The sequence below is a fragment of the Paenibacillus kribbensis genome (assembly GCF_001705305.1).
GTDB classification, from domain to species: Bacteria; Bacillota; Bacilli; order Paenibacillales; family Paenibacillaceae; genus Paenibacillus; species Paenibacillus kribbensis_B.
The window spans coordinates 52,149-72,672 of sequence record NZ_MCBP01000014.1; the positions used below are offsets into that span (position 1 = coordinate 52,149).

At 49.6% G+C, this 20,524-nt stretch carries 20 protein-coding genes; 7 read left to right on the plus strand and 13 right to left on the minus strand.

What is annotated here, in order from left to right:
* The first annotated feature begins 160 nt into the window (after positions 1-160).
* Positions 161-1,180, plus strand: coding sequence for an alpha/beta hydrolase (locus BAZ21_RS21570; protein ID WP_068504984.1), 1,020 nt, complete (start codon positions 161-163; stop codon positions 1,178-1,180).
* 276 nt (positions 1,181-1,456) lie between these two features.
* The gene (locus tag BAZ21_RS21575) at positions 1,457-2,821 is read left to right on the plus strand and encodes a Fe-Mn family superoxide dismutase (protein ID WP_068504985.1); all 1,365 of its coding nucleotides are present in this window, start codon (positions 1,457-1,459) and stop codon (positions 2,819-2,821) included.
* 73 nt (positions 2,822-2,894) lie between these two features.
* On the opposite strand, the gene BAZ21_RS21580 is transcribed toward BAZ21_RS21575, so the two are convergent.
* The 7 genes from BAZ21_RS21580 to BAZ21_RS21610 all read right to left on the minus strand — a co-directional run bounded on the left by BAZ21_RS21580 (position 2,895) and on the right by BAZ21_RS21610 (position 8,557).
* Positions 2,895-3,740 carry a lipoate--protein ligase family protein gene (locus BAZ21_RS21580; protein ID WP_068504986.1) on the minus strand — a complete coding sequence of 282 codons (846 nt, stop codon included), beginning with the start codon at positions 3,738-3,740 and terminating at the stop codon, positions 2,895-2,897.
* Between the two features lie 197 nt (positions 3,741-3,937).
* Positions 3,938-4,531: a GTP cyclohydrolase I FolE gene (gene folE / locus BAZ21_RS21585; RefSeq protein WP_068504987.1), complete on the minus strand. Its 594-nt coding sequence runs from the start codon at positions 4,529-4,531 to the stop codon at positions 3,938-3,940.
* Between the two features lie 54 nt (positions 4,532-4,585).
* Positions 4,586-4,840 carry a YneF family protein gene (locus tag BAZ21_RS21590; RefSeq protein ID WP_013369414.1) on the minus strand — a complete coding sequence of 85 codons (255 nt, stop codon included), beginning with the start codon at positions 4,838-4,840 and terminating at the stop codon, positions 4,586-4,588.
* 107 nt (positions 4,841-4,947) lie between these two features.
* On the minus strand, positions 4,948-6,645 hold the full coding sequence (gene queG, locus BAZ21_RS21595) for a tRNA epoxyqueuosine(34) reductase QueG (RefSeq protein ID WP_068504988.1): 1,698 nt from the start codon (positions 6,643-6,645) through the stop codon (positions 4,948-4,950).
* A gap of 98 nt (positions 6,646-6,743) precedes the next feature.
* Positions 6,744-7,181, minus strand: a complete 438-nt coding sequence (gene rnhA, locus BAZ21_RS21600) for a ribonuclease HI (protein ID WP_007428768.1) — start codon at positions 7,179-7,181, stop codon at positions 6,744-6,746.
* A gap of 94 nt (positions 7,182-7,275) precedes the next feature.
* On the minus strand, positions 7,276-7,860 hold the full coding sequence (gene lepB, locus BAZ21_RS21605; protein WP_068504989.1) for a signal peptidase I: 585 nt from the start codon (positions 7,858-7,860) through the stop codon (positions 7,276-7,278).
* Between the two features lie 271 nt (positions 7,861-8,131).
* The gene (locus BAZ21_RS21610; protein WP_068504990.1) at positions 8,132-8,557 is read right to left on the minus strand and encodes a GNAT family N-acetyltransferase; all 426 of its coding nucleotides are present in this window, start codon (positions 8,555-8,557) and stop codon (positions 8,132-8,134) included.
* A 521-nt stretch (positions 8,558-9,078) separates the two neighbouring features.
* On the opposite strand from BAZ21_RS21610, the gene BAZ21_RS21615 reads away from it, so the two are divergent.
* Complete coding sequence (locus tag BAZ21_RS21615; protein WP_068504991.1) at positions 9,079-9,693, plus strand: superoxide dismutase; 615 nt, start codon at positions 9,079-9,081, stop codon at positions 9,691-9,693.
* A gap of 198 nt (positions 9,694-9,891) precedes the next feature.
* Positions 9,892-10,389, plus strand: a complete 498-nt coding sequence (locus tag BAZ21_RS21620; RefSeq protein ID WP_068504992.1) for a DinB family protein — start codon at positions 9,892-9,894, stop codon at positions 10,387-10,389.
* Positions 10,390-10,486: 97 nt separating this feature from the next.
* Here the strand turns inward: BAZ21_RS21620 and BAZ21_RS21625 are convergent, their stop codons facing one another.
* A complete protein-coding gene (locus BAZ21_RS21625) occupies positions 10,487-11,365 on the minus strand; it encodes a helix-turn-helix transcriptional regulator (protein WP_068504993.1) in 879 nt (292 codons plus the stop codon).
* A gap of 164 nt (positions 11,366-11,529) precedes the next feature.
* On the opposite strand from BAZ21_RS21625, the gene yiaY reads away from it, so the two are divergent.
* Complete coding sequence (gene yiaY / locus BAZ21_RS21630) at positions 11,530-12,684, plus strand: L-threonine dehydrogenase (RefSeq protein WP_068504994.1); 1,155 nt, start codon at positions 11,530-11,532, stop codon at positions 12,682-12,684.
* Between the two features lie 165 nt (positions 12,685-12,849).
* Here the strand turns inward: yiaY and mutY are convergent, their stop codons facing one another.
* Both mutY and acpS read right to left on the minus strand, forming a co-directional pair.
* Positions 12,850-14,088: an A/G-specific adenine glycosylase gene (gene mutY / locus BAZ21_RS21635; protein ID WP_068504995.1), complete on the minus strand. Its 1,239-nt coding sequence runs from the start codon at positions 14,086-14,088 to the stop codon at positions 12,850-12,852.
* Positions 14,089-14,092: 4 nt separating this feature from the next.
* Positions 14,093-14,497: a holo-ACP synthase gene (gene acpS / locus BAZ21_RS21640; RefSeq protein ID WP_068504996.1), complete on the minus strand. Its 405-nt coding sequence runs from the start codon at positions 14,495-14,497 to the stop codon at positions 14,093-14,095.
* A gap of 179 nt (positions 14,498-14,676) precedes the next feature.
* Between acpS and BAZ21_RS21645 the strand changes: the two genes are divergently transcribed.
* On the plus strand, positions 14,677-15,504 hold the full coding sequence (locus BAZ21_RS21645; protein WP_068504997.1) for an alpha/beta hydrolase family protein: 828 nt from the start codon (positions 14,677-14,679) through the stop codon (positions 15,502-15,504).
* 91 nt (positions 15,505-15,595) lie between these two features.
* On the opposite strand, the gene nadE is transcribed toward BAZ21_RS21645, so the two are convergent.
* The 3 genes from nadE to BAZ21_RS21660 form a co-directional block, all read right to left on the minus strand.
* A complete protein-coding gene (gene nadE, locus BAZ21_RS21650; protein ID WP_068504998.1) occupies positions 15,596-16,405 on the minus strand; it encodes an ammonia-dependent NAD(+) synthetase in 810 nt (269 codons plus the stop codon).
* Positions 16,406-16,533: 128 nt separating this feature from the next.
* Positions 16,534-16,968, minus strand: coding sequence for a BrxA/BrxB family bacilliredoxin (locus tag BAZ21_RS21655; RefSeq protein WP_068504999.1), 435 nt, complete (start codon positions 16,966-16,968; stop codon positions 16,534-16,536).
* A gap of 142 nt (positions 16,969-17,110) precedes the next feature.
* Positions 17,111-18,850, minus strand: coding sequence for a two-component system sensor histidine kinase NtrB (locus tag BAZ21_RS21660; protein ID WP_068505000.1), 1,740 nt, complete (start codon positions 18,848-18,850; stop codon positions 17,111-17,113).
* Positions 18,851-19,141: 291 nt separating this feature from the next.
* On the opposite strand from BAZ21_RS21660, the gene BAZ21_RS21665 reads away from it, so the two are divergent.
* Positions 19,142-20,407 carry an NAD(P)/FAD-dependent oxidoreductase gene (locus BAZ21_RS21665; protein WP_068505001.1) on the plus strand — a complete coding sequence of 422 codons (1,266 nt, stop codon included), beginning with the start codon at positions 19,142-19,144 and terminating at the stop codon, positions 20,405-20,407.
* The last annotated feature ends 117 nt before the right edge of the window (positions 20,408-20,524 follow it).

Consider the following 20,524-nt stretch of genomic DNA (forward strand, 5'->3'; position numbering starts at 1 on the left):
TCTTTGCATCATTTTTACTTTTCCGGTGCAGGCGTTGACTTTGGATAATCACCATCATACGATAATAGGTATCAATACGGACATACACTATCATTTTCAAGTGAATTTGTACCTATTATTCCATAGCATGAAGCTCAATTTTATATAAGGAGGCTCTTACATGATTTCGACATCCCAGCGCAGCTCACAGCTACACACCGCTGTTCAGGAGCCGTCCATCCCACTGATTAATCCCCGTATGCTGCGGTTCAAGCACATTGTGATTGCGCTGCTGCTATCGGTCGTATTTTTTCTGTTGTTTTGTTTTATTGCCCTGCACGCCTACATCGCCTGGGTACTGACGAATCCAACCGTGGCACCGCTGTACTCTAACCCGATGCAGGCGAAAGGAATGCCCTATGAGGAAGTCAGCTTCCCCGCCAAGGACGGCAGCCGTATGGTGCAAGGCTGGTATATCCCGGCGGATCAATCGCGGAAAACGATTATTTTCAGCCATGGTTATGGGGCCAACCGCGAAGAAAGCTGGATTCCCATGTATGATCTGGCGCATTATGCCCATAGTCTGAACTTTAATGTGGTCATGTTCGATTATGGTTTCGCGTCACAAAACAGCAAAGCAGTCGCGACCGGAGGCAAAGCGGAATCCCAGCAGCTTCTAGGGGCGATCCAGCTTGCCAAGCAACGCGGCTCGTCGGAGATTATCGTATGGGGCTTCTCGATGGGGGCAGGAACCGCCCTGCAGGCGGGCTTGCAAACCAAGGATGTGGACGCGATGATTTTGGACAGCACCTTCCTGCTGGAGCCGGATACGCTGTACCATAACATTCATAATCAAATTAATCTGCCACGCCATCCGTCTTTGGAAATTCTGGAGCTGCTGTTTCCGGTCTTGAACGGCACCAGCTTGCATCAAATTCCATATCAAGCGGTTAAAAAGGAAGACTATCCGTTTCCGATCATGTTTGTACATGGTACGCAGGATGAAAAAGCGCCTTATCCCATTGCGGAGAAGCTGGCAGCCAATCAGACCAATCCGCTTTCCAGTGTGTGGATTGTCAAAAACGGGCTGCATGAGCTGATTTTCAGAGAGCATCCACGTGAATATTTGCGGCGGGTATCGACGTTTTTAAGCAGTGTGCAGGAGCTGGAGGACAAGAAGACCGTCGCTAATGCGAAATAAGCAAACGACTGCGAAATAATGAAATGGTGTAATAAAATGGTGCAGTAATGAAATGATATGGAGAAGCCTGATTATGGACACTTAGCTCGTGCCGTAGTTGGGCTTCTTTTATACGTCCCAATGGCATTCATCATTCTGTATGACATGTGTATCTGATGGAGGAGTTTGTAGACATATTCCCGACGAGATGGCGAATATACTGGGTACGTATGCATCCGGGGCAGATTCTTTCTCCAACCCGGGTAGCCATTGTGGGATACGGGAGGTAAAAGAACAATGCTGAGTACTTATGGGTCTTTTCTGCCCTTGCGCGTGCTGGAGGAAATCCGGCATTGGAAGCAGCAGGAAAGTTGGCATGTGGAAGTGATTAAGTCCGCTACTGAGGGGCTTGAGCCTGCATATGTGCAGTTGCTCGATGATTGGCGAACCGTATTTGAACAGACCGAACGTGCTGCTGTAGAACTGCTTGAAGAGCAGCGGAGCGCCCTTGATCCGGCAGCTCAGGCGTGGCAGCACCCAGAAGCGCAGAAATCGGCTGCTCCAGAAGCACACACACACGAACTGGCTGAACCATCAGGACAGTCAAGGGAATGGGGCGAGGCGTCGTCATCTGGAGAGGTGTCATTGCCAGAGACTGTCTCGCAAGATCTACATCGCCGGCTGGACGGATTGCTGCAAACTGCAAACCGCCAGTCACAGGAATATGTTCGCCAGCTCGGCCTGCTGGGCGAGCACAGTCTTGCATTACGGCAGCAGCCCAGAGCTGCCGGAATTGTGCTGCACGCGGCCCATGAAAGCCAATATTTCCTGATCTCGACTACACCCTTTCAAGAGCCTGGCGCCATCGCACGGGCTGCTGAGTTGTATCATGTGGCAGCAGAGGGTGAGCACTACCCTGAGGATGCGTTGCGAGAGCGACAGGTGGGCATACGGGGAGAAGGCACATGGGCGTCTAAAGGCGTTCAGTCCGGTCAGACGCAGCCTTCGGCAACGGAAAAAGCTTCCCCCGGCCGCTCGGTTCCTATTGGGGGACATCGCTTGCCACCGCTTCCTTATCCCTATAATGCGCTTGAACCCTATATTGATGAAAAGACGATGCGTATTCACCATGACAAGCATCATTTGAGCTATGTGAATGATTTGAATAAAGCGGAGAAGAAGCTGGAAGAGGCCCGGAAAACAGGTGACTTTGACCTCGTAAAGCACTGGGAACGGGAACTGGCGTTTAACGGTGGTGGCCATTATCTGCATACTCTTTTTTGGACGATTATGAGCCCCCAAGGAGGCGGAAAACCAAGCGGGCCGCTGGCTGAGCAGATCAAAAAAGATTTTGGCAGCTTCGACGCATTCAAGAAGCATTTCAGTTCGGCAGCCGAGAAGGTTGAGGGCGGCGGCTGGGCGATTCTGGTGTGGAGTCCTCGCGCGGGACGGCTTGAAATTTTGCAGGCCGAAAAGCACCAGAATCTGACTCAATGGGAGTCCATTCCGCTGCTGGCGATTGATGTGTGGGAGCACGCCTATTACTTAAAGCATCAGAACGAGCGCAACAAATACATCGAAGACTGGTGGCATGTCGTCAACTGGCCTGCAGTGGAAGAGCGCTACGCTCAAGCCTCCAAGCTGAGATGGCTGCCCTTCTAAGCTAAGTGCCATGTGAACTAAGTTCCATATGAGCTAAGTTTCATGTAAGCTAGTGAGCTAAATTCATTCTACACTATACTTGTGAATCGTACCGCTCCCTAAGAGCAGCCATTTGCTCTACCAATCCTTGCGGCTGCGCTAGCGAGCCATCGACAGGCAAAATCGTAGCCCGGCTTTCGATCACCCGGCGCAGAGATGCCGTATAGGCCTCAACAGATGGCACCCCAGCCAGCTCTGCCAGGCTGCCCATCGTTGCCGGATTTACCCGTGGATAATCCGGCTGCGGCGTCCCCGTCGGCGTATCTCCGGCTGCCGCCGCATAAAACTGCTGCACCGCCTGTGCACGCTCTGCACCACTGCCCTCAATCATCACGAAGGCCGTGATGATATACGCCTTGGCTTGACGCCGCTGCGCAATGCCGCAAAACTTGCGGCCTCGGACGCTGACATCGTAATCACCGGGACAGAAGGACCCGGTGATTTCCCCGGTCTGCGCCTCGGCAGACCACGGGGCCAGCGCCTCGGCAATCAGCCCCGCCATGAGCCGGAAATCCTCATTCAGGCTAATCGCCCGCTGCGGATTCGGCAGGATCAGGGACAGGTTCAGTACCCCCCTGTCCAGCATGACGGCTGCTCCGCCCGAAGGGCGTACGCACACCGAGGTTCCCGCGCTGCGCACGCACTCCATCGCCTGCGACGCGTATGGAAGCCTGCGGTCCCGGTGACCGATGACCAGCGCAGCCGGATGTCGCCACAGATGCAAAACAGGCGCAGCTCCTTTCCCTACTTGCCGACAGGCCAGCTCCTCCCAGGCCAGCGGAGACAAAACGTCCATCCGGGTATCGGTCAGCGGCGCTTCATACCATTGCAAATCAGGCAATGCTGTTGTTTTTTCTGCTGAGCTACGTACGTTCTCCATATGGTATCCCCTATCTTAAAATCACTGTTATGCATAGGTTAATCGTAAATGTTAAGGCAGCTATGCTGCGCTGTTGGATATTGTATCAGTCCATCCGTCTATTCCTATGTTAGCAAAAAGGATGTTAGCAAAAAAGGGTGGCTACGCCTATGCGTAAACCACCCTTTTTCATCACATAACCGTCAAGCCGTCTTCGATCATTCCTTGATCAGGGACAGGAATTCTGCGCGTTGTGCCGCATCATCACGGAAAGAGCCGCGTACCGCAGACGTTACCGTTTTACTGCCCGGCTTTTTGACACCCCTTGCACACATACACAAATGTTCGCCTTCCACAACCACCATAACTCCGTGAGGAGAAACCGCTTCATCCAGAATATCCGCGATCTGTGATGTAATCCGCTCCTGCACCTGCAATCGGCGGGTCACAGCCTCCACCAGACGGGCAAGCTTGCTCAAGCCTACAATTTTGCCGCTAGGTACATAGCCGATATGCACTTTTCCGAAGAAAGGTGCCATATGGTGCTCACACTGGCTGTAATAGACGATGTCCTTCACAATCACAAGCTCCTCGTGATTCTCGTCGAATGTCACACCCAGCGCATCCCGGGGATCAACCTCATAACCCGCAAATATTTCCTCATACATGCGCGCTACGCGTGCCGGTGTTTCCAACAGTCCTTCACGCTTGGGGTCTTCACCGATCAGTTGTAAAATCTGCTCCACATGGTACTCGATTTTATCCCGGTTATCCGCAGCTTTGCGGTTAATATAATCTTTTACGCCAGCCACAGTAATCCTCCTCTATGCAGCAACCTCATGCGACATCCGTGCTCTCGTTGCTCATTATTTCCGACGGCCCTGATTTTTACGCGCACCAGGCTGATTTTTGGAGAACTGCTGGTTCTTCATCATCTGCTGAGCCTTCTGCATTTGTTTTCCATTCAGGTTGTAACCCATCTGCTTGGCCATTTTTTGCAGCGTTTCAGGGTCGTTCTGCATCTTCTCAAGCTGTTTGCGAAGATAATAAGCACCGATGAAAAATCCCCCAACCAAACCAACAATCAGGGTAATAATCGGAATGACAATATTCCACACCACGAAGTCGTCACCTCTGTATATTTATATGAAACATCATGTATTACACACGAACCTATCATAGCAAAACATGGGACAGCTAGCAAATCACAATTTGCAAACATATGTCCTCATTCTTTTTCCAAATCCAGCAGCTTTGTCTTGACTTGTAGACCTCCGGCATAACCGACCAGGCTTCCGTTTGCACCTGATACCCGGTGACATGGAATCAGGATGGGCAGCGGATTTTTGTTGCTCGCATCGCCGACTGCGCGTACGGCTTTGGCACGTCCGATGGACTCCGCAATATCCTTGTAGGACACGCTCTGTCCATACGGAATATTTTGCAGTGCACGCCATACCTGCTCTTGGAAGGGAACCCCTCTCAAATCAAAGACTATACTGAATTCCCGTCGTTCTCCGGCAAAATATTCACGCAGTTGATCCGCAGCCCCGCGCAGTTTTTCCGGCTGCTGCACATAGACATATTCCCCGATCCACGTCCGGGCCCATTGCTGAAGCAGTGCCTCCTTCGCATAAAAAACGCCAAACTCTATTCGACACAGCCCCCGATCCGTTGCGCATAGCGTCAAAGTGCCCACAGGTGTCTCCATTTCATCATAATAAATGGTGGTTGGACCCTGTTCTACTTGCTGTTTCTCCTCCAGTTTGGAATGCGCCTGCGCGATCATTTCGCGTACTTGCTCATGTTGTTCATTCTCAGATGCTTGCTTGATCGCTGTCATAGCGTCTTCTCCTCCTATTCGGCTCAAAGCCCAAGCCGCCGTACCCCGAAGCTCGGGACGTGGATCATCCAGCAGAACCTCCGTCAGCTTGGGTACGGCACTGATATCCTTGAAATTGCCCAGCCCGATAATCGCATTACGCTGAATCGGCTTTTTCCCCCGCCAGGCTGCCGCGCTTTGGCCAAACCGTTCCTTGAATTCACGATTGCTCAAATCCAGCAACGGCAGCAGCAGCGGCTTCACAATTTCGGGATCAGGTGTAAGCTCAGGATGATGATCCCAGTTGAGGCCCCGATTTTTGGGACATACCATTTGGCAGGTATCACATCCATACAGCCGATTCCCTATTTTTAGCATAAATTCTTCATCCAGAAAGCCTTTCGTTTGTGTCAAAAAGGACACACACCGCTGGGCATTCAGCTGCCCCGGTCCCACAAGCGCGCCCGTAGGACACGCATCCAGACATTTGGTGCATTCCCCGCAGCCATCCGTGACGGGTTCATCTGGTTGAAAAGGAATGTTCGTCAGCAATTCACCCAGATAAATCCACGATCCCAGTGTCGGTGAGATCATCATTGTGTTTTTACCGCTAAAGCCAATACCTGCGCGTTCCGCTACAGCTCGGTCTGACAGTTCCCCGGTGTCCACCATGTTTTTCAACACCGCATCAGGCACCCGCTCACTTATAAAAGCCTCAAGCTTTTCCATCGCCTCGCGCAGCACCAGATGATAATCCTTCCCCCAGGCTGATCGCGCCAAAATACCACGGTACTTGCCCTTGTCCGACTTCGGCGGATTCTTCATTTTGGAAGGATACGCCACCGCAATGGCAATCAGGGATGCAGGCTGTGAGCCATACAGCTCCGGATAAATCCGCTTGTCAATATCCGGCTCCTCAAAGCCGGATTCATAGCCTTTGGCCCGATGCTCTTCCAATATAGCTTTCAGAGACAGAAAGGGGTCGGCGGATGCGAACCCGATGGAGTCGATACCCAGCCCCGGAGCCGCCTCAATGATTTCCTGCTTGAGTGATGCCCAGGTCGAAGCGGTTCCGTCAGCCGCCCGAGTCAGTCCGCGTTGCATCCGATACTCACCTCTCTTTCATTCCTTCATAATCGCTCGTATGAGGAGTTTGCAATAATCCTCATATCTCAAATTTCAACAGAAAATAGCAGCAGATGCTACCGTAAATTTTTAACAGCGCTGGTCGCCAGGAAATCACAGTGATTGTTCAACTCGTTGTCACTGTGCCCCTTCACCTTTACATATTCAACCTCATGCTTGCCCATCAGTGCCCACAGTTCTTCCCACAGCTCTTTATTTTCAACAGGCTGATTTTTACTGTTGCGCCAGCCGTTACGGAGCCAATTCTTAATCCAGCCCTGCTTGAAGCAATTGACGACATAGGCAGAGTCACTGTGTACTTTGACATGGCAAGGCTCCTTGAGCATTTTCAGCGCTTCGATCACAGACCTGATCTCCATGCGGTTATTTGTTGTCATTTTCTCGGCTCCCGACAGTTCCTTGCGATGCTCTCCATACAGTAAAACGACACCCCAACCCCCAGGGCCCGGATTTCCCGAACAAGCGCCGTCAGTATATACCATCACTTCTTTCACATTCCTCTTCCTTTCCTGATTCGTAACCGTCTGCTCCATCATGATCCTGATCGATTCACACGCGCTTACGCATTGATTTCAAACTATCGTTCCTCTATAGCCACTTCCACTCGGATATCGGCCAAAATATAAACTCTGCGCGCCCTAGCAAATCCTGAGCTTTAATGCTGCCAAAATACCGGCTGTCCTTGCTTGCAGCAGTGTGACGATTATCTCCCATGACAAAAAAGTGACCCGGCTCCACCGTAAAAGGGCCGTAATCACCATCCTCCACCCTGGAGCTGGTGTAAGGCTCATTTAGCAGCTCACCGTTCACATACAAAAGATTATGTTCAACCCGGATCACATCCCCGGGAGTGCCTATCACTCTTTTCACTAAAAACCTCGGGCTGGTCGGCTTGGAGTCGGGATCTTTTAAAATCACGATGTCTCCTCTGCCCGGATCATGAAAATTGTAAACCAGCTTGTTAACGAGCAGATGCTGGCTTTCCATGAGCGTCGGCTGCATCGAGTGTCCCCTGACCGTGGACAGATTAAACACAAACAGGTTCAGAAGCAGCAAGACAATCATCGCAATCAGAAGAGTGACCAACCAATCGCGTATGTAACCAGAGCGACCTGCTTGTTTGGATGTTCCCGGTGAAGGAACTGGACCTGACGAAGGAGCCAAAGCGTCCATAATAATCCTCCTTAACCCTGTTATATATGCTGAATCGAAAAAAATGTTAACGAAGCAGACGGAATGGTGCTGGACAAGCGTAAGTGTTCGTCTTTGCCCAGCGATGGGAAGCACCATCCGTCTGCGTAGTGGCGCAACATGTACTTTTCAGCCCAGCATATATATAAATAGAAAAGCATATCCCGTACCCGATTGCAACGGTTACTCAGATATGCTCTAAATGGAAGTATTAACCTCAAAGATATTCAATTCTCTTTATATCGATTGCCTATTAATGCGGAGCCAAAATACTGAGTTTCTGAAAAGTTTGTAAAATCTGGCTCGCTCCGTAGCCCATCGCTTCATACAAAGGCATGGCCGCGCTGTTATGCTTGTCCCCGGCTACCAAAATACGGCTAACCTTACGCTGCTGAAAACGCTGCTCCATGGATCCCACAAGCGACTTGCCAATTCCTATCCGACGATGATCCGGGTGAACAGCAATACGATAATAACAACCATGATTCTGATCAATCGTGCCAATCAGGGCGCCAACGATCTCTCCCTCTTCTTCCGCAACGACGATCAAACCGGAATCCCACGAAAGCTGACGTGCAAAAGCGCCCACCGTCTCCTTGTAGCACTCCTCTGACAAGGCAATTTGCATGAGCTCCGTTACTGGATTCACATCACTTAATTGAAAGGAACGAACGTGCATAAGTTATATCTCCCTTTTCGTAAGCATAATTAAAAAATGAGACAGCACCGTCATTTTTACATAAATCCTTAAAGTTCTTAGCATGGCGTTAATCACGAGGCATTATGATAAAAATGCATACGATCTGCTATATAAGAAATGAAGAACAGGAAAAGAGTATGTACCCTCAAATCATCAGGTCCAAAGACATGACAAGATATAGCAGACGACAAAAAAGCCGAAATTTCTGCTTCCTTGAACATTAAACCATACTTTTAATAGGAATACATCCCTTTTTCTCATGTAAGCGCTGTATATGAAACGTTTACATTTTTTCGTCTCATAATTTTCCTCTTCTTGCCTATATTTTGTGTATTCCAGACCGTTTTTTGGATATGCTAGCTACCAGGTCGTACTACCCAGTTTGCTATTTTACAAACAAAAATGTTGATAAAATAGCCTGAATGCGGTTTAATATAACTGTAGAGGGTATTATTACATAGGAATACCTTACCCAACCATATAACCAGGAGGGATTTACTATGGCATTTCAATTACCAGAACTTCCTTACGCGAAAGACGCACTGGAGCCGCACATTGATGCGCTGACAGTAGAAATTCACCATGATCGTCACCATAACACATATGTAACAAACCTGAACGCAGCTTTGGAAAGCGCTCCTGAACTGCAAAGCAAAAGCCTGGAGGACCTGATCTCCAATCTGGACAGCGTTCCTGAAAGCATCCGCACTGCGGTTCGCAATAACGGTGGCGGACACCACAACCACAGCCTGTTCTGGGAAGTTATCGGTCCTAATGGCGGCGGACAACCAACGGGTGCCATTGCTGATGCAATCAACAACGAGCTGGGCGGCTATGACAAATTCAAAGAAGACTTCACTAAAGCAGCTACAACACGCTTTGGCAGCGGCTGGGCTTGGCTGGTTGTCGGCAAAGACGGCAAACTGGCGATCACTAGCACTCCTAACCAAGACAGCCCACTGTCCGAAGGTCTGACTCCGGTACTTGGACTGGACGTTTGGGAGCATGCTTACTACCTGAAATATCAAAACAAACGCCCAGATTACATTGCAGCATTTTACAATGTTATCAACTGGGATGAAGTGAACAAACGTTACGCGGCTGCAAAGAAATAAGCCAGTAACAAACATCACTACCCTATAATCATGGCTGTCTCCAAAGTAGAGTTTCTACGAGCGAGACAGCCTTTTCGATTTAAATGGACCCGTCCATTAGAGCCTGAACATGAATCCCCAGAATGAAGCTGAAAAAGATTGGGCATTCCACGGTAAACTGGTGGAGGCAATTCTTAAATACAATGCTGGAGGTTATGGATGCAGACTTTTTTTCGTTACAACTGGATGGTGCGAGAACAATGGTACCGCTGGTGTGAAGAGGTGCCGCAGGAGGAACTGCTGAAAAAACGGGTTGGCGGTGTCGGCGGTATTTTGAAGACGCTCTTTCATATCGTCGATGTGGAGTGGAGCTGGATTCAAACGATTCAGGGCAAGCCTGATTTTCAGGAGGACTTCTCTCGCTATGCTACGCTGGATAAAGTCCGTGAGCTGGATGCGAGGTTTCGACTTGATGTCGAGCCGTTCGTGCTCGCCTGGCATGAAGGGCTGGAAAGAAAAGCGTATGAAGATCACCTCCCTGATGGCAGGATTGTGATCGATGCCTGGGGTGAGGTGATGCGCCACACCATCGCCCACCAAATTCATCATATCGGGCAGTTGTCCGTATCGTCCCGTGAGCTTGGGAAGCCTCCGGTTTCGGCCAATGTGATCGGCAAAGGGCTGATCGGGATCGAGGATCGTGCCAATTCACTTTAAAGATCGAAAGTGGAGAAAATGTATATCTATATGAAGGCAGGACCGTCCCGCAGTCGCTTTTAACGCTGAAGGACGGCCCTGCCTTTATATTTTCACATTATGAAAGGACTGCTTGCCGTTGTAGACTCATCTGGTATTGTTTGGGTGTAATTCCGTATTTCTTCTTAAAAAGACCAATAAAGTAGGAAACGCTCTCATAATTCAAATCAAAGGCGACCTCCGTTACGTTTCTGTGCTGGAGCCATTGCTTGGCAAGCTGCATTTTTTGATTCGTAATATAGTCAAGTGGAGTCAAGCCTGTTATTTTCTTAAACTGATTTGTAAAATTTGCATGTGACATGTTGTAGTTATCCGCCAAATCCTTCACATGCCTGATACCGGGCAATTGCTCCTGAATGTCGCGAATCGCACGGAACACCGGATGCCGGTCGTTCGTGAGCAAATTCTGTTCAAGCACCTGCATCTGTAGCAAATGATAGGCCATTTCCTGAGCGCTCAGATCAATCAGGAATTTTTTTCTCTCGGCAGGTTGTTCCATATACTGCTTGATCCGTTCCATGGAGGCTGTAAGTAAATTCGTCTTTTCGTTCAACTCACAGCGAACCACCGAATGGGCAGGAGCACTTTCCGAAACCTGAAATTCCTCCTCTACCACATCCCTCAACCGTTCCATTAACTGATCGCTTAATTCAAACACCAGTGCCTTGGTATGTTCTTTGATTTTCATTTCAACGCTGGACTGTGGAGGAAGCAGAATGATTTCATGAGCATCGTATTCAAAATGCTCCGTTTCATTAATTTTGACCTCTTTTCTTCCCTCCAGAATGGTACACAGCTTCGGGTATTCATAAGAAGCATACTTTTCGTAATAGTTTTCCGGAAGATCATAATATAATATCCGGATCAGATCGGTTTCATATCCATACTGCAACTCGCTATAACGATTAAAATCACCTAAAGTCTTGGCATGCTCCATCCATCTCACCCTTTTGAAAATCACGATATTTTATAATAAAATGCGTTAGTTCCCCCCTAATATGAGGCTGTAATATAAGGATATAAGGGTGGTAATAAGATCCTTTCAACTCCATCATTATACCTCGATTTAACTCAAAATAATAATAAAGGTGGATGCATCCGATGACAGGAACTTCGAAATTCATGATGCCGGGTATGAGTCTTATGGGCTCAGGCGCACTGGCGGACGCAGGTACAGAAATTGGGAAGCTGGGCTATACAAATGCATTGATCGTAACTGATAAGCCTTTAGTTGATATCGGTATTGTGAAAAAAGTAACAAGCGTGTTGGAAAGTATAAATGTAAAATCCGTCGTATACAGTGGTACACAGCCGAATCCTACCGTTGCCAATGTGAACGAGGGCTTGGAGCTGCTGAACCAATCCAAATGCGATTTCATTATTTCGCTCGGAGGCGGGTCACCGCATGACTGTGCCAAGGGCATCGCACTTTTGGCTTCCAATGGCGGTCAAATTGGCGACTACGAAGGCGTGGATAAATCCGCGAAGCCTTCCTTCCCTCTGATTGCCATTAACACAACGGCAGGAACAGCTAGCGAAATGACCATGTTTTGTATTATTACGGACGAAGAGCGCCATATCAAAATGGCGATTGTCGACAAGCACACAACACCGCTCATTGCTGTCAACGATCCTGATCTGATGATGGCTATGCCCAAATCATTAACTGCTGCAACAGGAATGGATGCGCTCACCCACTCTATTGAGGCTTATGTTTCCACCAATGCTACACCCATTACAGATGCGTGTGCGATCAAAGCAATTGAGCTGATTCGAGACAATTTGGCCAGAGCCGTCGATGACGGTAACGACGTAGAGGCTCGCAGCCAAATGGCCTACGCCGAATTTCTGGCAGGCATGGCGTTCAATAACGCCGGTTTGGGCTTTGTTCACGCGATGGCACATCAGCTTGGCGGCTTCTATAATCTGCCACACGGCGTGTGCAACGCCATTTTGCTGCCGCATGTAGAGCGCTACAATGCCAAAGTATCCGCCGAACGGCTCACCGATATCGCCCGTGCTCTTGGCGAGAATACAGACGGTGTTACGCCGGAACAAGGTGCCAACCTCGCTCTGCAGGCTATCGAGAAGCTGGCTAAACGGGTCAACATCCCGTCCGGGCTGGAAGAACTCGGTGTCAAACGCGAAGATTTCACCGTACTTGCAGCGAACGCGCTTAAAGATGCCTGTGGCGTAACCAATCCGGTTCAGCCTACGCAGCAAGAAGTCATGGACATTTTTGAACAAGCCATGTAGTTAAGAGCATGTAATCAAGGATATGTAATCATGAATGTACGAAAACCTCAATTACGAACGATGAATAGCGATGGTCTATACGTATCGTTATTTTTATGAGATGTCAAGTGTAACGAAAAAAGAACAAAAAAAGCTGCCGAGACCTCTCACGGCAGCTTTGGGGACCTATACCAAGGTCCCTTTTTGCTTTGCATAATATTCGTTGATCAGATCGAGGAACACCTTGGGAAACGCCATGGTGTCCATATCCGCCTCGCTGATCCAGCGATACCCGGCAGGCAGCCCAGGGCGGAGCTGCTCCTCCAGCTCTGCCAGCGCAATCAACGCATCCGGCTTCGCTCCGGTGCTGTAGTCTGCCCGCTGCTCGGCAGCCAGCGGTTGTCCGCCCGCCTCCCCGGCAGGGCTGGCGACCTCTTCACACTGGAACACACGCAGGTTCCAGTGGATATGGCTGAACGTGTGCTCCGCCTCACGTACAAACCGCACCGGGCGCGCCAGCACGCCCTCTGCCAGCAAATGAGCCGCCAGATGGTCCATGGCCGGCTCATCCGGCACCGGGCCGTTGTAGCCCTCCGGCCCGGCTAGCTCGTGCGGCAGCTCCCACATGCGGGCCAGCAGGCCCTTGGCCGGACGCTGCCGGACGAGCAGGCGGCCTGCGTTCGCGCCGCTGCCCTCGACGAGGGCGACGGAACGCGGCTCCAGCCGCGGCGGCTTCGCCTTCGTCTTCACCGGCAGCGTTTCCTCGCGACCTGCCAGTCGCCCTGAGCAATGCTCCATAACCGGGCAGGTCAGGCACTGGGGCGACTTAGGCGTGCACACCAGCGCCCCCAGCTCCATCAGCGCCTGATTGAAATCGGAGGCCCTCCCTTCGGGGATCAGCTCCCGCACCAGACTTTCCATATGCGCCCGCGTGCTGCCCTTCATAATATCCTCTTCAATGAGGAAATAGCGCGACAGCACCCGCATCACATTGCCATCCACAGCAGGCTCCGGCCGATTGAAGGCGATACTCATAATCGCACCTGTCGTATACGGACCTACTCCTTTCAGCGCAGCGACCGCCTGTGTATCATCCGGCACCTGTCCGCCGTGAAGCTCGACCACTTGCTTGGCCGCAGCTTGCAAATTCCGGGCCCGTGAATAATAACCCAGCCCTTCCCACAGCTTGAGCACATCCTCCTCGGGTGCTTCCGCCAGCGCTTCAATCGTCGGAAAACGTGCAATAAAGCGATTAAAATAAGGGATCACCGTATCGACACGCGTCTGCTGCAGCATAATTTCCGAAATCCAGATGTAAAAAGGATTCCGATGGCGGCGCCACGGCAAATCCCGCTTGTTTCGTGTATACCAGTTCAACAGCTCAAAGCTGAAATAACGTTTTTGTTCCAGTGTATTGGCAGTCATCACATCACGTCTCCTTATATTCAACAATTACAAAAGCAGAGGCAATGTTGGGCTGGTGTGTAATACTCAGATGAATACTGTAATCCGAGTCCCCTGTACCCGGAAATCCCAGTCTATCCCACGCAGACGAAGACAAATACACTACGGGCTTCCCACCCGGCTCCGGTAAAATGTCCATATCACCGAACCCGATGATTTGCCCGATTCCGCAACCGAAGGCTTTCGTGATCGCTTCCTTTGCGGCAAAACGCCCTGCGACGAACTCCGTTAGCCTGCCCTTGCGTTCCACAGCAAGCTCGCGTTCAGCCGGGGTCAACACCCGATTCAAAAACACATCTGCATATTTACCTGCCAAAATGTCAGCCATACGGCTTATTTCCAGCACATCATGTCCAATTCCGTAGATCATTTGGGTATTCCCCGTCCTTTTTATCTTTACTGCACCTATTGTAACAGCGCGTCCACACCATGGCGAGTCACAAAGGCGTAAAAGCAGCACCAAAATATGTTAAAATAAGAGAGGCTATCGATGAATGCTTGAATTAGCTTATACGTCGATTCAAAATTCCCGCAGAAAGGAAGGATAGGATGTCAGAAACCATTGTGGTTGATGCAAGTACCCATGCAGGAACAGATGCGGTGATCCGGGCCTCCTGGTTCCCCGCCAAAAACACAGCCAAAAGCCTGCTCATCATCGCTCATGGCTACAAGGGATTTAAAGATTGGGGCATGTTCCCCTTCATAGCAGAAGCATTAAGTGCGGATAATCATGTCATAACCTTCAACTTTTCACATAATGGCGTAGGTGAGGATTTAGAGAATTTTACCGAGCTGGAAAAGTTCGCACGCAACACCTATAGCCGCGAACAAGAGGATCTGGATATACTGCTGGCCAATCTGAGAGCACGCCACGAATTCAGAGAATTGCCGTTGTTTTTGTTAGGACACAGCCGGGGCGCGGGAAGCTGCTTCGTATACGCGCTCGATCACCCCGGGGAGATATCCGGCGTCATTTCATGGAATGGCGTGACAGATTTGGATTTGTTCACTTTGCCGCAAAAAGAAGAAATGCGCACCAAGGGGCGCAGCTATGTTCAAAACGCCAGAACCGGGCAGCAGCTTCCGCTGGATGCTATCATTCTGGACGATCTGGAGCAAAATCGCTCGCGTTTTGCGATCGTGGACAGGCTTGCAGACAGCCAGCTGCCAGCCGTACTTATTCAGGGAACCGAAGACTCCAAACGCCTGCGCGAAGGCTCTGCCCTGCTCGCCTCTGTTCGTCCTGATATTGAATGGGTACAAATTCAAGGTGGCAATCATACCTTCAATACTGTTCATCCATTCCAGGGAAGCAGTCTTCAACTGGATCAGGCGATTACCGAAACCCGCCGCTTCATTGAATGGATCACCAAGTAAGCTATAGCCCCTTCAATACAAACGGCGATCCGCCGGACGGATCGCCGCATATATTGATTTGAGCATTTCACATCATCACAAGATTACGCACTTAAACTCCCGGAATGCTTGTCCGCTTATGCGCTGTACGCAGGAAGAAGCTTTCCAGCTTTTCGCGTGCCGCCGGGTCAATTTCCTTGCCTTCCAGGTAATCGCTGTTAGCTTCATAGGAGATACCCAGTTCTTTTTCATCCGTCTGGCCTTCCCACAATCCTGCTGTAGGCGCTTTGTCCAAAATGGCCTGCGGAACTCCAAGATAGCTGGCTAGCAAACGCACCTGACGCTTGTTCAACGTGCTAAGCGGTGTAATATCGACTGCGCCATCGCCCCATTTCGTATAAAAGCCTGTAATGGCTTCTGAGGCATGATCTGTACCGACGACGAGCAGATTCAGCTCATTTGCGAGTGCGTACTGAACCACCATACGCGTTCTTGCCTTTACATTCCCTCTCACTTGAGGAGTAATGGAACGTTCAAGACCGATGTCCTTCAGCGTATGCTCCACTTCCACGGCAACCTTGTCCACCGCTTCCTTGATGTTCGTTTCTCCGGCATATTTCAGGTCGAACGCTTTGGCAACCGCGTAGCTGTGCTCGATATCTTCCTGCTTGCCATACGGCTGGAACACCCCCAGCGTTTTGTACTCTTCCCCTTGCTCCTTCGTCAGCTCATCAGTAGCCTGCTTGCACAAGGCAGTCGCTACAGCACTGTCAATTCCGCCACTGATGGCGATCAGCAGTCCTTTGCTTCCGGTTTTCGTTACATACGATTTGAGGAAATCTACACGCTTGCGGACCTCCGCCTCTACGTTAATCGTAGGCTGTACTCCCAATTCAGCAATAATCTGTTCCTGCAAACTCATCAGATAAGCACCTCTTTTTAGGAATTTACTCTACAAGCTAATATGACAAGCTAACATGACATGCCAACATGCAAAAGCCCCGGCAAGTTTCGCAGGCGAAAAATGCGGGGGCATTAACTTGAGCAGTCTTAACGGCAAAAACGGTCAAATGCACTGGTCAGATCAGCGGCGATTTGATCAGCCGAACGATCCTCCACCTGATTACGCTCGATGAAATGAACCAGCTCGCCGTCTTTCAACAGTGCAATGGAAGGAGAGGATGGCGGATACGGCGCGAAAAATTCGCGAGCCTTCGCCGTTGCTTCCTTGTCCTGTCCGGCAAAAACCGTATACAGGTGATCCGGTGTAATATCATGCTTCAGCGCTTCGCCTACACCCGGACGGCATTGACCTGCAGCACACCCGCATACCGAGTTCACAACAATCAGCGTTGTTCCCTTGGCATTAGGCAGCTTGGCCTCCACTTCTTCCGAAGTACGCAGCTCCTGAAATCCAAGATTGGTCAGCTCATCACGCATGGGCTGAACAGAATCTCTCATATATTGGTCAAAAGACATAGACATATTCTTTCACTCCTTTTCCAAAAATCATGTATACTACGTTGCTCATTTTATCCTCTGACGTGTTAAGGGTACGGATACCTAATCTTCATTATACAATCTTTTTCACGTATTTTGCAAAAAAAACAGCTATATATGTGTACAATTATTTTTGTATGGAATTCATGACAGACGCCTCCGAATGATCCCTGTAATCCGGAATGGTTCTGCGCAATCGAACTCTAAACTGCGTGCCCATCCCCTCCACGGAATCTACAGCGATCGTACCGTGGTGTCGCTCTACGATACTTTGACATAAGGCCAGACCCAAACCCGTACCTTTCGTTTTGGTTGTGTAAAAAGGCTGGAACAGCTTTTCAAGCTGATTTTGCGGAATTCCGGGACCTGTATCCTTCACTTCCATCTCCACAAAATCCCCTTCCTCATGAGTGGAGATGGTCAGTACACCCTTTTCACCCATAGCCTCCATCGCATTACGCGATAAGTTAAGCAGCAATTGCTTCATTTCCTTAGGGTTCAAATGCAGCATTGTCACATGATCCTCCAGATTTAGCTCAATCGTCTGCCCCCTCAGGTTTGCATCTGCCCACAATAAAGGCGTGAGCTCGCGAATAATATCATGGAGATGGCATTGCTCCTTCTCAACAATCCGGTTCTGGGCAAGTGAAAGAAAATCGTTAATAATTCCGTTCGCCCGATCCAGTTCCTCCATCACAATACGGTAGTAATGGCCGAGGGAATCCGGGCTTTTCTCACGCATAAGCTGTAAAAATCCACGCACAACCGCCATGGGATTGCGTATTTCATGAGTGATGCCTGCTGCCATCTGTCCGACCAGACTGAGCCTCTCGAAATTGCCCAGCTCACTGCGCAGCGTCTCCAGCTCTGTAATATCCTGCAAGGCAATAACGGCACCTGTCGTTTTGTTAGCCTGTTTATCCCGCATGGGAAGAAAGCTGCAGAAGAATACTTTGGGAGGTGCATTAATAAAATCAGCACTCGCCTCTCCTTGCAACGCTTTTGCAACCCGTTCGCTGATCACCGACGAAGTGTTAAAATCGTATAACGAGGTCCATGGACGACCCACTACCTCAGGCAGCGTAATGAAGGGATCGAAGTCCCGATAGAGTTCCAGCATCGTTTTGTTCATATGTATAACTCGTTCTTCGCTGTCCAGAGTAACAAGGGATAATGGCATCAAATCCATCACCTGACGCAGCTTATCCGCTTCAATTAAGTATTTGCTCGTAAATTCGCTTACATCACGTCGCAACGCCAGTTTTTCGAAGGCATTGTGCATCAGACTCACAACCGTAAAACTTGCCAGCACACCTGCAGCAATATTCCATAGCGTTGTAAGCAAATCGGGAATGTATACCCATACATCCTGTTTGCCCCAAAGCAGTGGAAAAAGCGCCTTGAACAGCATATCAACCACAACATATGCGGAAATCAGAAGCTTTTTGTCCGACAATGCTCCTCTTTGAAAGAACTTGACATGCAGCAGCATAAAAGGAAAAAGGATAAAACCCGTGCCAACATACATCGCCGACATTTGTGTCAATTGGGCTATGATCAGAACCCCCATGAGTGCGGAAGCGGCGAGCGCAAAGGCGGTACGACGTCTGCCATACATAACACCCACAGCGAGGGGAATAATGCCGAGATTGGAAGGCAGACCATATGGAGACTGATATTGAAAGAGAGAACATAGCAATATGGCCGGCAAGCAACACAAATAAAGTATCCCTTGATTAGGACCGGGAAGCAGTTTGCCGCCCCAAGCCTTTTTCTTATCCCCATAATCCGTTAATATAGAGAAAAAACCCGCCGATATAACGGCAAGGAGAACCTGGAGCACACTTTCCTTCAACTCAATTAACAAGGACTTCTCCTCCTCCTCATCTTTCCTTGACGCCGTTAGTTGAATTAAAGCACAGGCTACAATATATTACAATATATGTGTTAAAATTCCGGTGTAGAACGACAAAATCCGCAAACTACCAGATAAACAGAAGAAAAACGTCTTTACGTGTTTTGCAATTCGGCAAAATGAAAGATTCACGTGCTTATCAGGATAAAGATAAATTAAAGCGACGCTATTACGATATAATGAAAGAACGGTTACACCATTCTGAATTTTTTTGAAAATTGTCGACGAAAAGGAAGATATTTCATGGTATACGACGTTATTGTGATCGGAGGCGGCTCGGCCGGATTAATGGCCGCTGCGGCAGCCAGCGCTGGGGACGCCAAAGTGCTTTTACTGGAAAAAGGGAATAAACTCGGGCGCAAGCTTGGTATTTCCGGTGGAGGACGCTGCAATGTCACCAATGCAAAAGAGCTGGACGAGCTAATCCGGCACATCCCCGGAAATGGCCGTTTTCTGCACAGTGCACTGGCGGCTTTCGGGAATCGGGATATCATCGCCTTTTTTGAGGAGATGGGTATTGCCTTAAAGGAAGAAGACAACGGGCGTATGTTCCCAGTGACGGACAAAGCGAAAACGGTTGTCGATGCTTTGGTCAACAAGGTACGTTCTCAAGGGGTCGACATTCGTACAAGCTGTCCCGTACAAGAGGTTATTTACAAAGAAGGCCATACGGCTGGCGTACGGCTGCGTTCCGGGGAAACCCTGCGCAGCCGTAGCGTCATTGTAGCCGTAGGAGGCAAGTCTGTCCCGCATACAGGCTCGGAAGGTGATGGCTATGCTTGGGCCGAGCAAGCCGGGCATACGATTACGGAGCTCTATCCAACGGAGGTTCCGTTGACGTCAGGCGAGACGTTCATCCAGACGAAGGAGCTTCAGGGACTATCCTTGCGCGATATCAGCCTGACCGTATGGAATGCGAAGCAAAAGAAGGTTGTCGTCCACGAAGGAGATATGATTTTCACCCATTTTGGTCTGTCCGGCCCAACCGCTTTGCGGTGTAGTCAATTTGTCGTAAAGGGAATGAAAAAGGATAAGACCAGCACGGTGCTGCTGACGCTTGATTTGCAGCCTCACAAGCATGCTGATGAAGTCTACCGTGAAACGCTGGAGCTGGCAGCAGCCGATGCTAAAAAGGCGATCAAAAATGTGCTTAAGCCTTATGTACCGGAACGCTTGATTCCATTATTGCTCCAGCAAGCCGGGCTGCGTGAGGATTTAACATATGATCATATTCCCAAGCAACAATGGCAGGATCTCGCTCATCGTATCAAGGCGTTTCCCATCCGAGTGAACGGTACACTCTCTTTGAAGGAAGCATTTGTTACCGGGGGCGGTGTGAATTTGAAGGAAATCAATCCGAAAACAATGGAGTCCAAGCTGATGCCCGGATTGTTTTTCTGCGGTGAGATTTTGGACATTCATGGATATACTGGTGGCTATAATATTACAGCGGCGTTTACAACGGGGCATACAGCAGGAACGCAAGCGGCTTTAAACGAGATTCTGTAGGAGTGTGGAGACACTACGCGTAGGCTTTGATCTTACGATCGCTGTTGCCACGGGATTCTCTTGATTATATAAAACATTTAAGGGTAAGAATTCCGTGAGCCTATGCTTCCGAAGCCA

Excerpts from the sequence above, each read along its gene's own strand:
- BAZ21_RS21570 (WP_068504984.1), top strand. The coding sequence starts at position 161 with ATGATTTCGACATCCCAGCGCAGCTCACAGCTACACACCGCTGTTCAG.
- BAZ21_RS21575 (WP_068504985.1), top strand. The coding sequence starts at position 1,457 with ATGCTGAGTACTTATGGGTCTTTTCTGCCCTTGCGCGTGCTGGAGGAA.
- BAZ21_RS21580 (WP_068504986.1), bottom strand. The coding sequence starts at position 3,740 with ATGGAGAACGTACGTAGCTCAGCAGAAAAAACAACAGCATTGCCTGAT.
- queG (WP_068504988.1), bottom strand. The coding sequence starts at position 6,645 with ATGCAACGCGGACTGACTCGGGCGGCTGACGGAACCGCTTCGACCTGG.
- lepB (WP_068504989.1), bottom strand. The coding sequence starts at position 7,860 with ATGGACGCTTTGGCTCCTTCGTCAGGTCCAGTTCCTTCACCGGGAACA.
- BAZ21_RS21610 (WP_068504990.1), bottom strand. The coding sequence starts at position 8,557 with ATGCACGTTCGTTCCTTTCAATTAAGTGATGTGAATCCAGTAACGGAG.
- BAZ21_RS21615 (WP_068504991.1), top strand. The coding sequence starts at position 9,079 with ATGGCATTTCAATTACCAGAACTTCCTTACGCGAAAGACGCACTGGAG.
- BAZ21_RS21620 (WP_068504992.1), top strand. The coding sequence starts at position 9,892 with ATGCAGACTTTTTTTCGTTACAACTGGATGGTGCGAGAACAATGGTAC.
- BAZ21_RS21625 (WP_068504993.1), bottom strand. The coding sequence starts at position 11,365 with ATGGAGCATGCCAAGACTTTAGGTGATTTTAATCGTTATAGCGAGTTG.
- yiaY (WP_068504994.1), top strand. The coding sequence starts at position 11,530 with ATGACAGGAACTTCGAAATTCATGATGCCGGGTATGAGTCTTATGGGC.
- mutY (WP_068504995.1), bottom strand. The coding sequence starts at position 14,088 with ATGACTGCCAATACACTGGAACAAAAACGTTATTTCAGCTTTGAGCTG.
- acpS (WP_068504996.1), bottom strand. The coding sequence starts at position 14,497 with ATGATCTACGGAATTGGACATGATGTGCTGGAAATAAGCCGTATGGCT.
- BAZ21_RS21645 (WP_068504997.1), top strand. The coding sequence starts at position 14,677 with ATGTCAGAAACCATTGTGGTTGATGCAAGTACCCATGCAGGAACAGAT.
- nadE (WP_068504998.1), bottom strand. The coding sequence starts at position 16,405 with ATGAGTTTGCAGGAACAGATTATTGCTGAATTGGGAGTACAGCCTACG.
- BAZ21_RS21655 (WP_068504999.1), bottom strand. The coding sequence starts at position 16,968 with ATGTCTATGTCTTTTGACCAATATATGAGAGATTCTGTTCAGCCCATG.
- BAZ21_RS21665 (WP_068505001.1), top strand. The coding sequence starts at position 19,142 with ATGGTATACGACGTTATTGTGATCGGAGGCGGCTCGGCCGGATTAATG.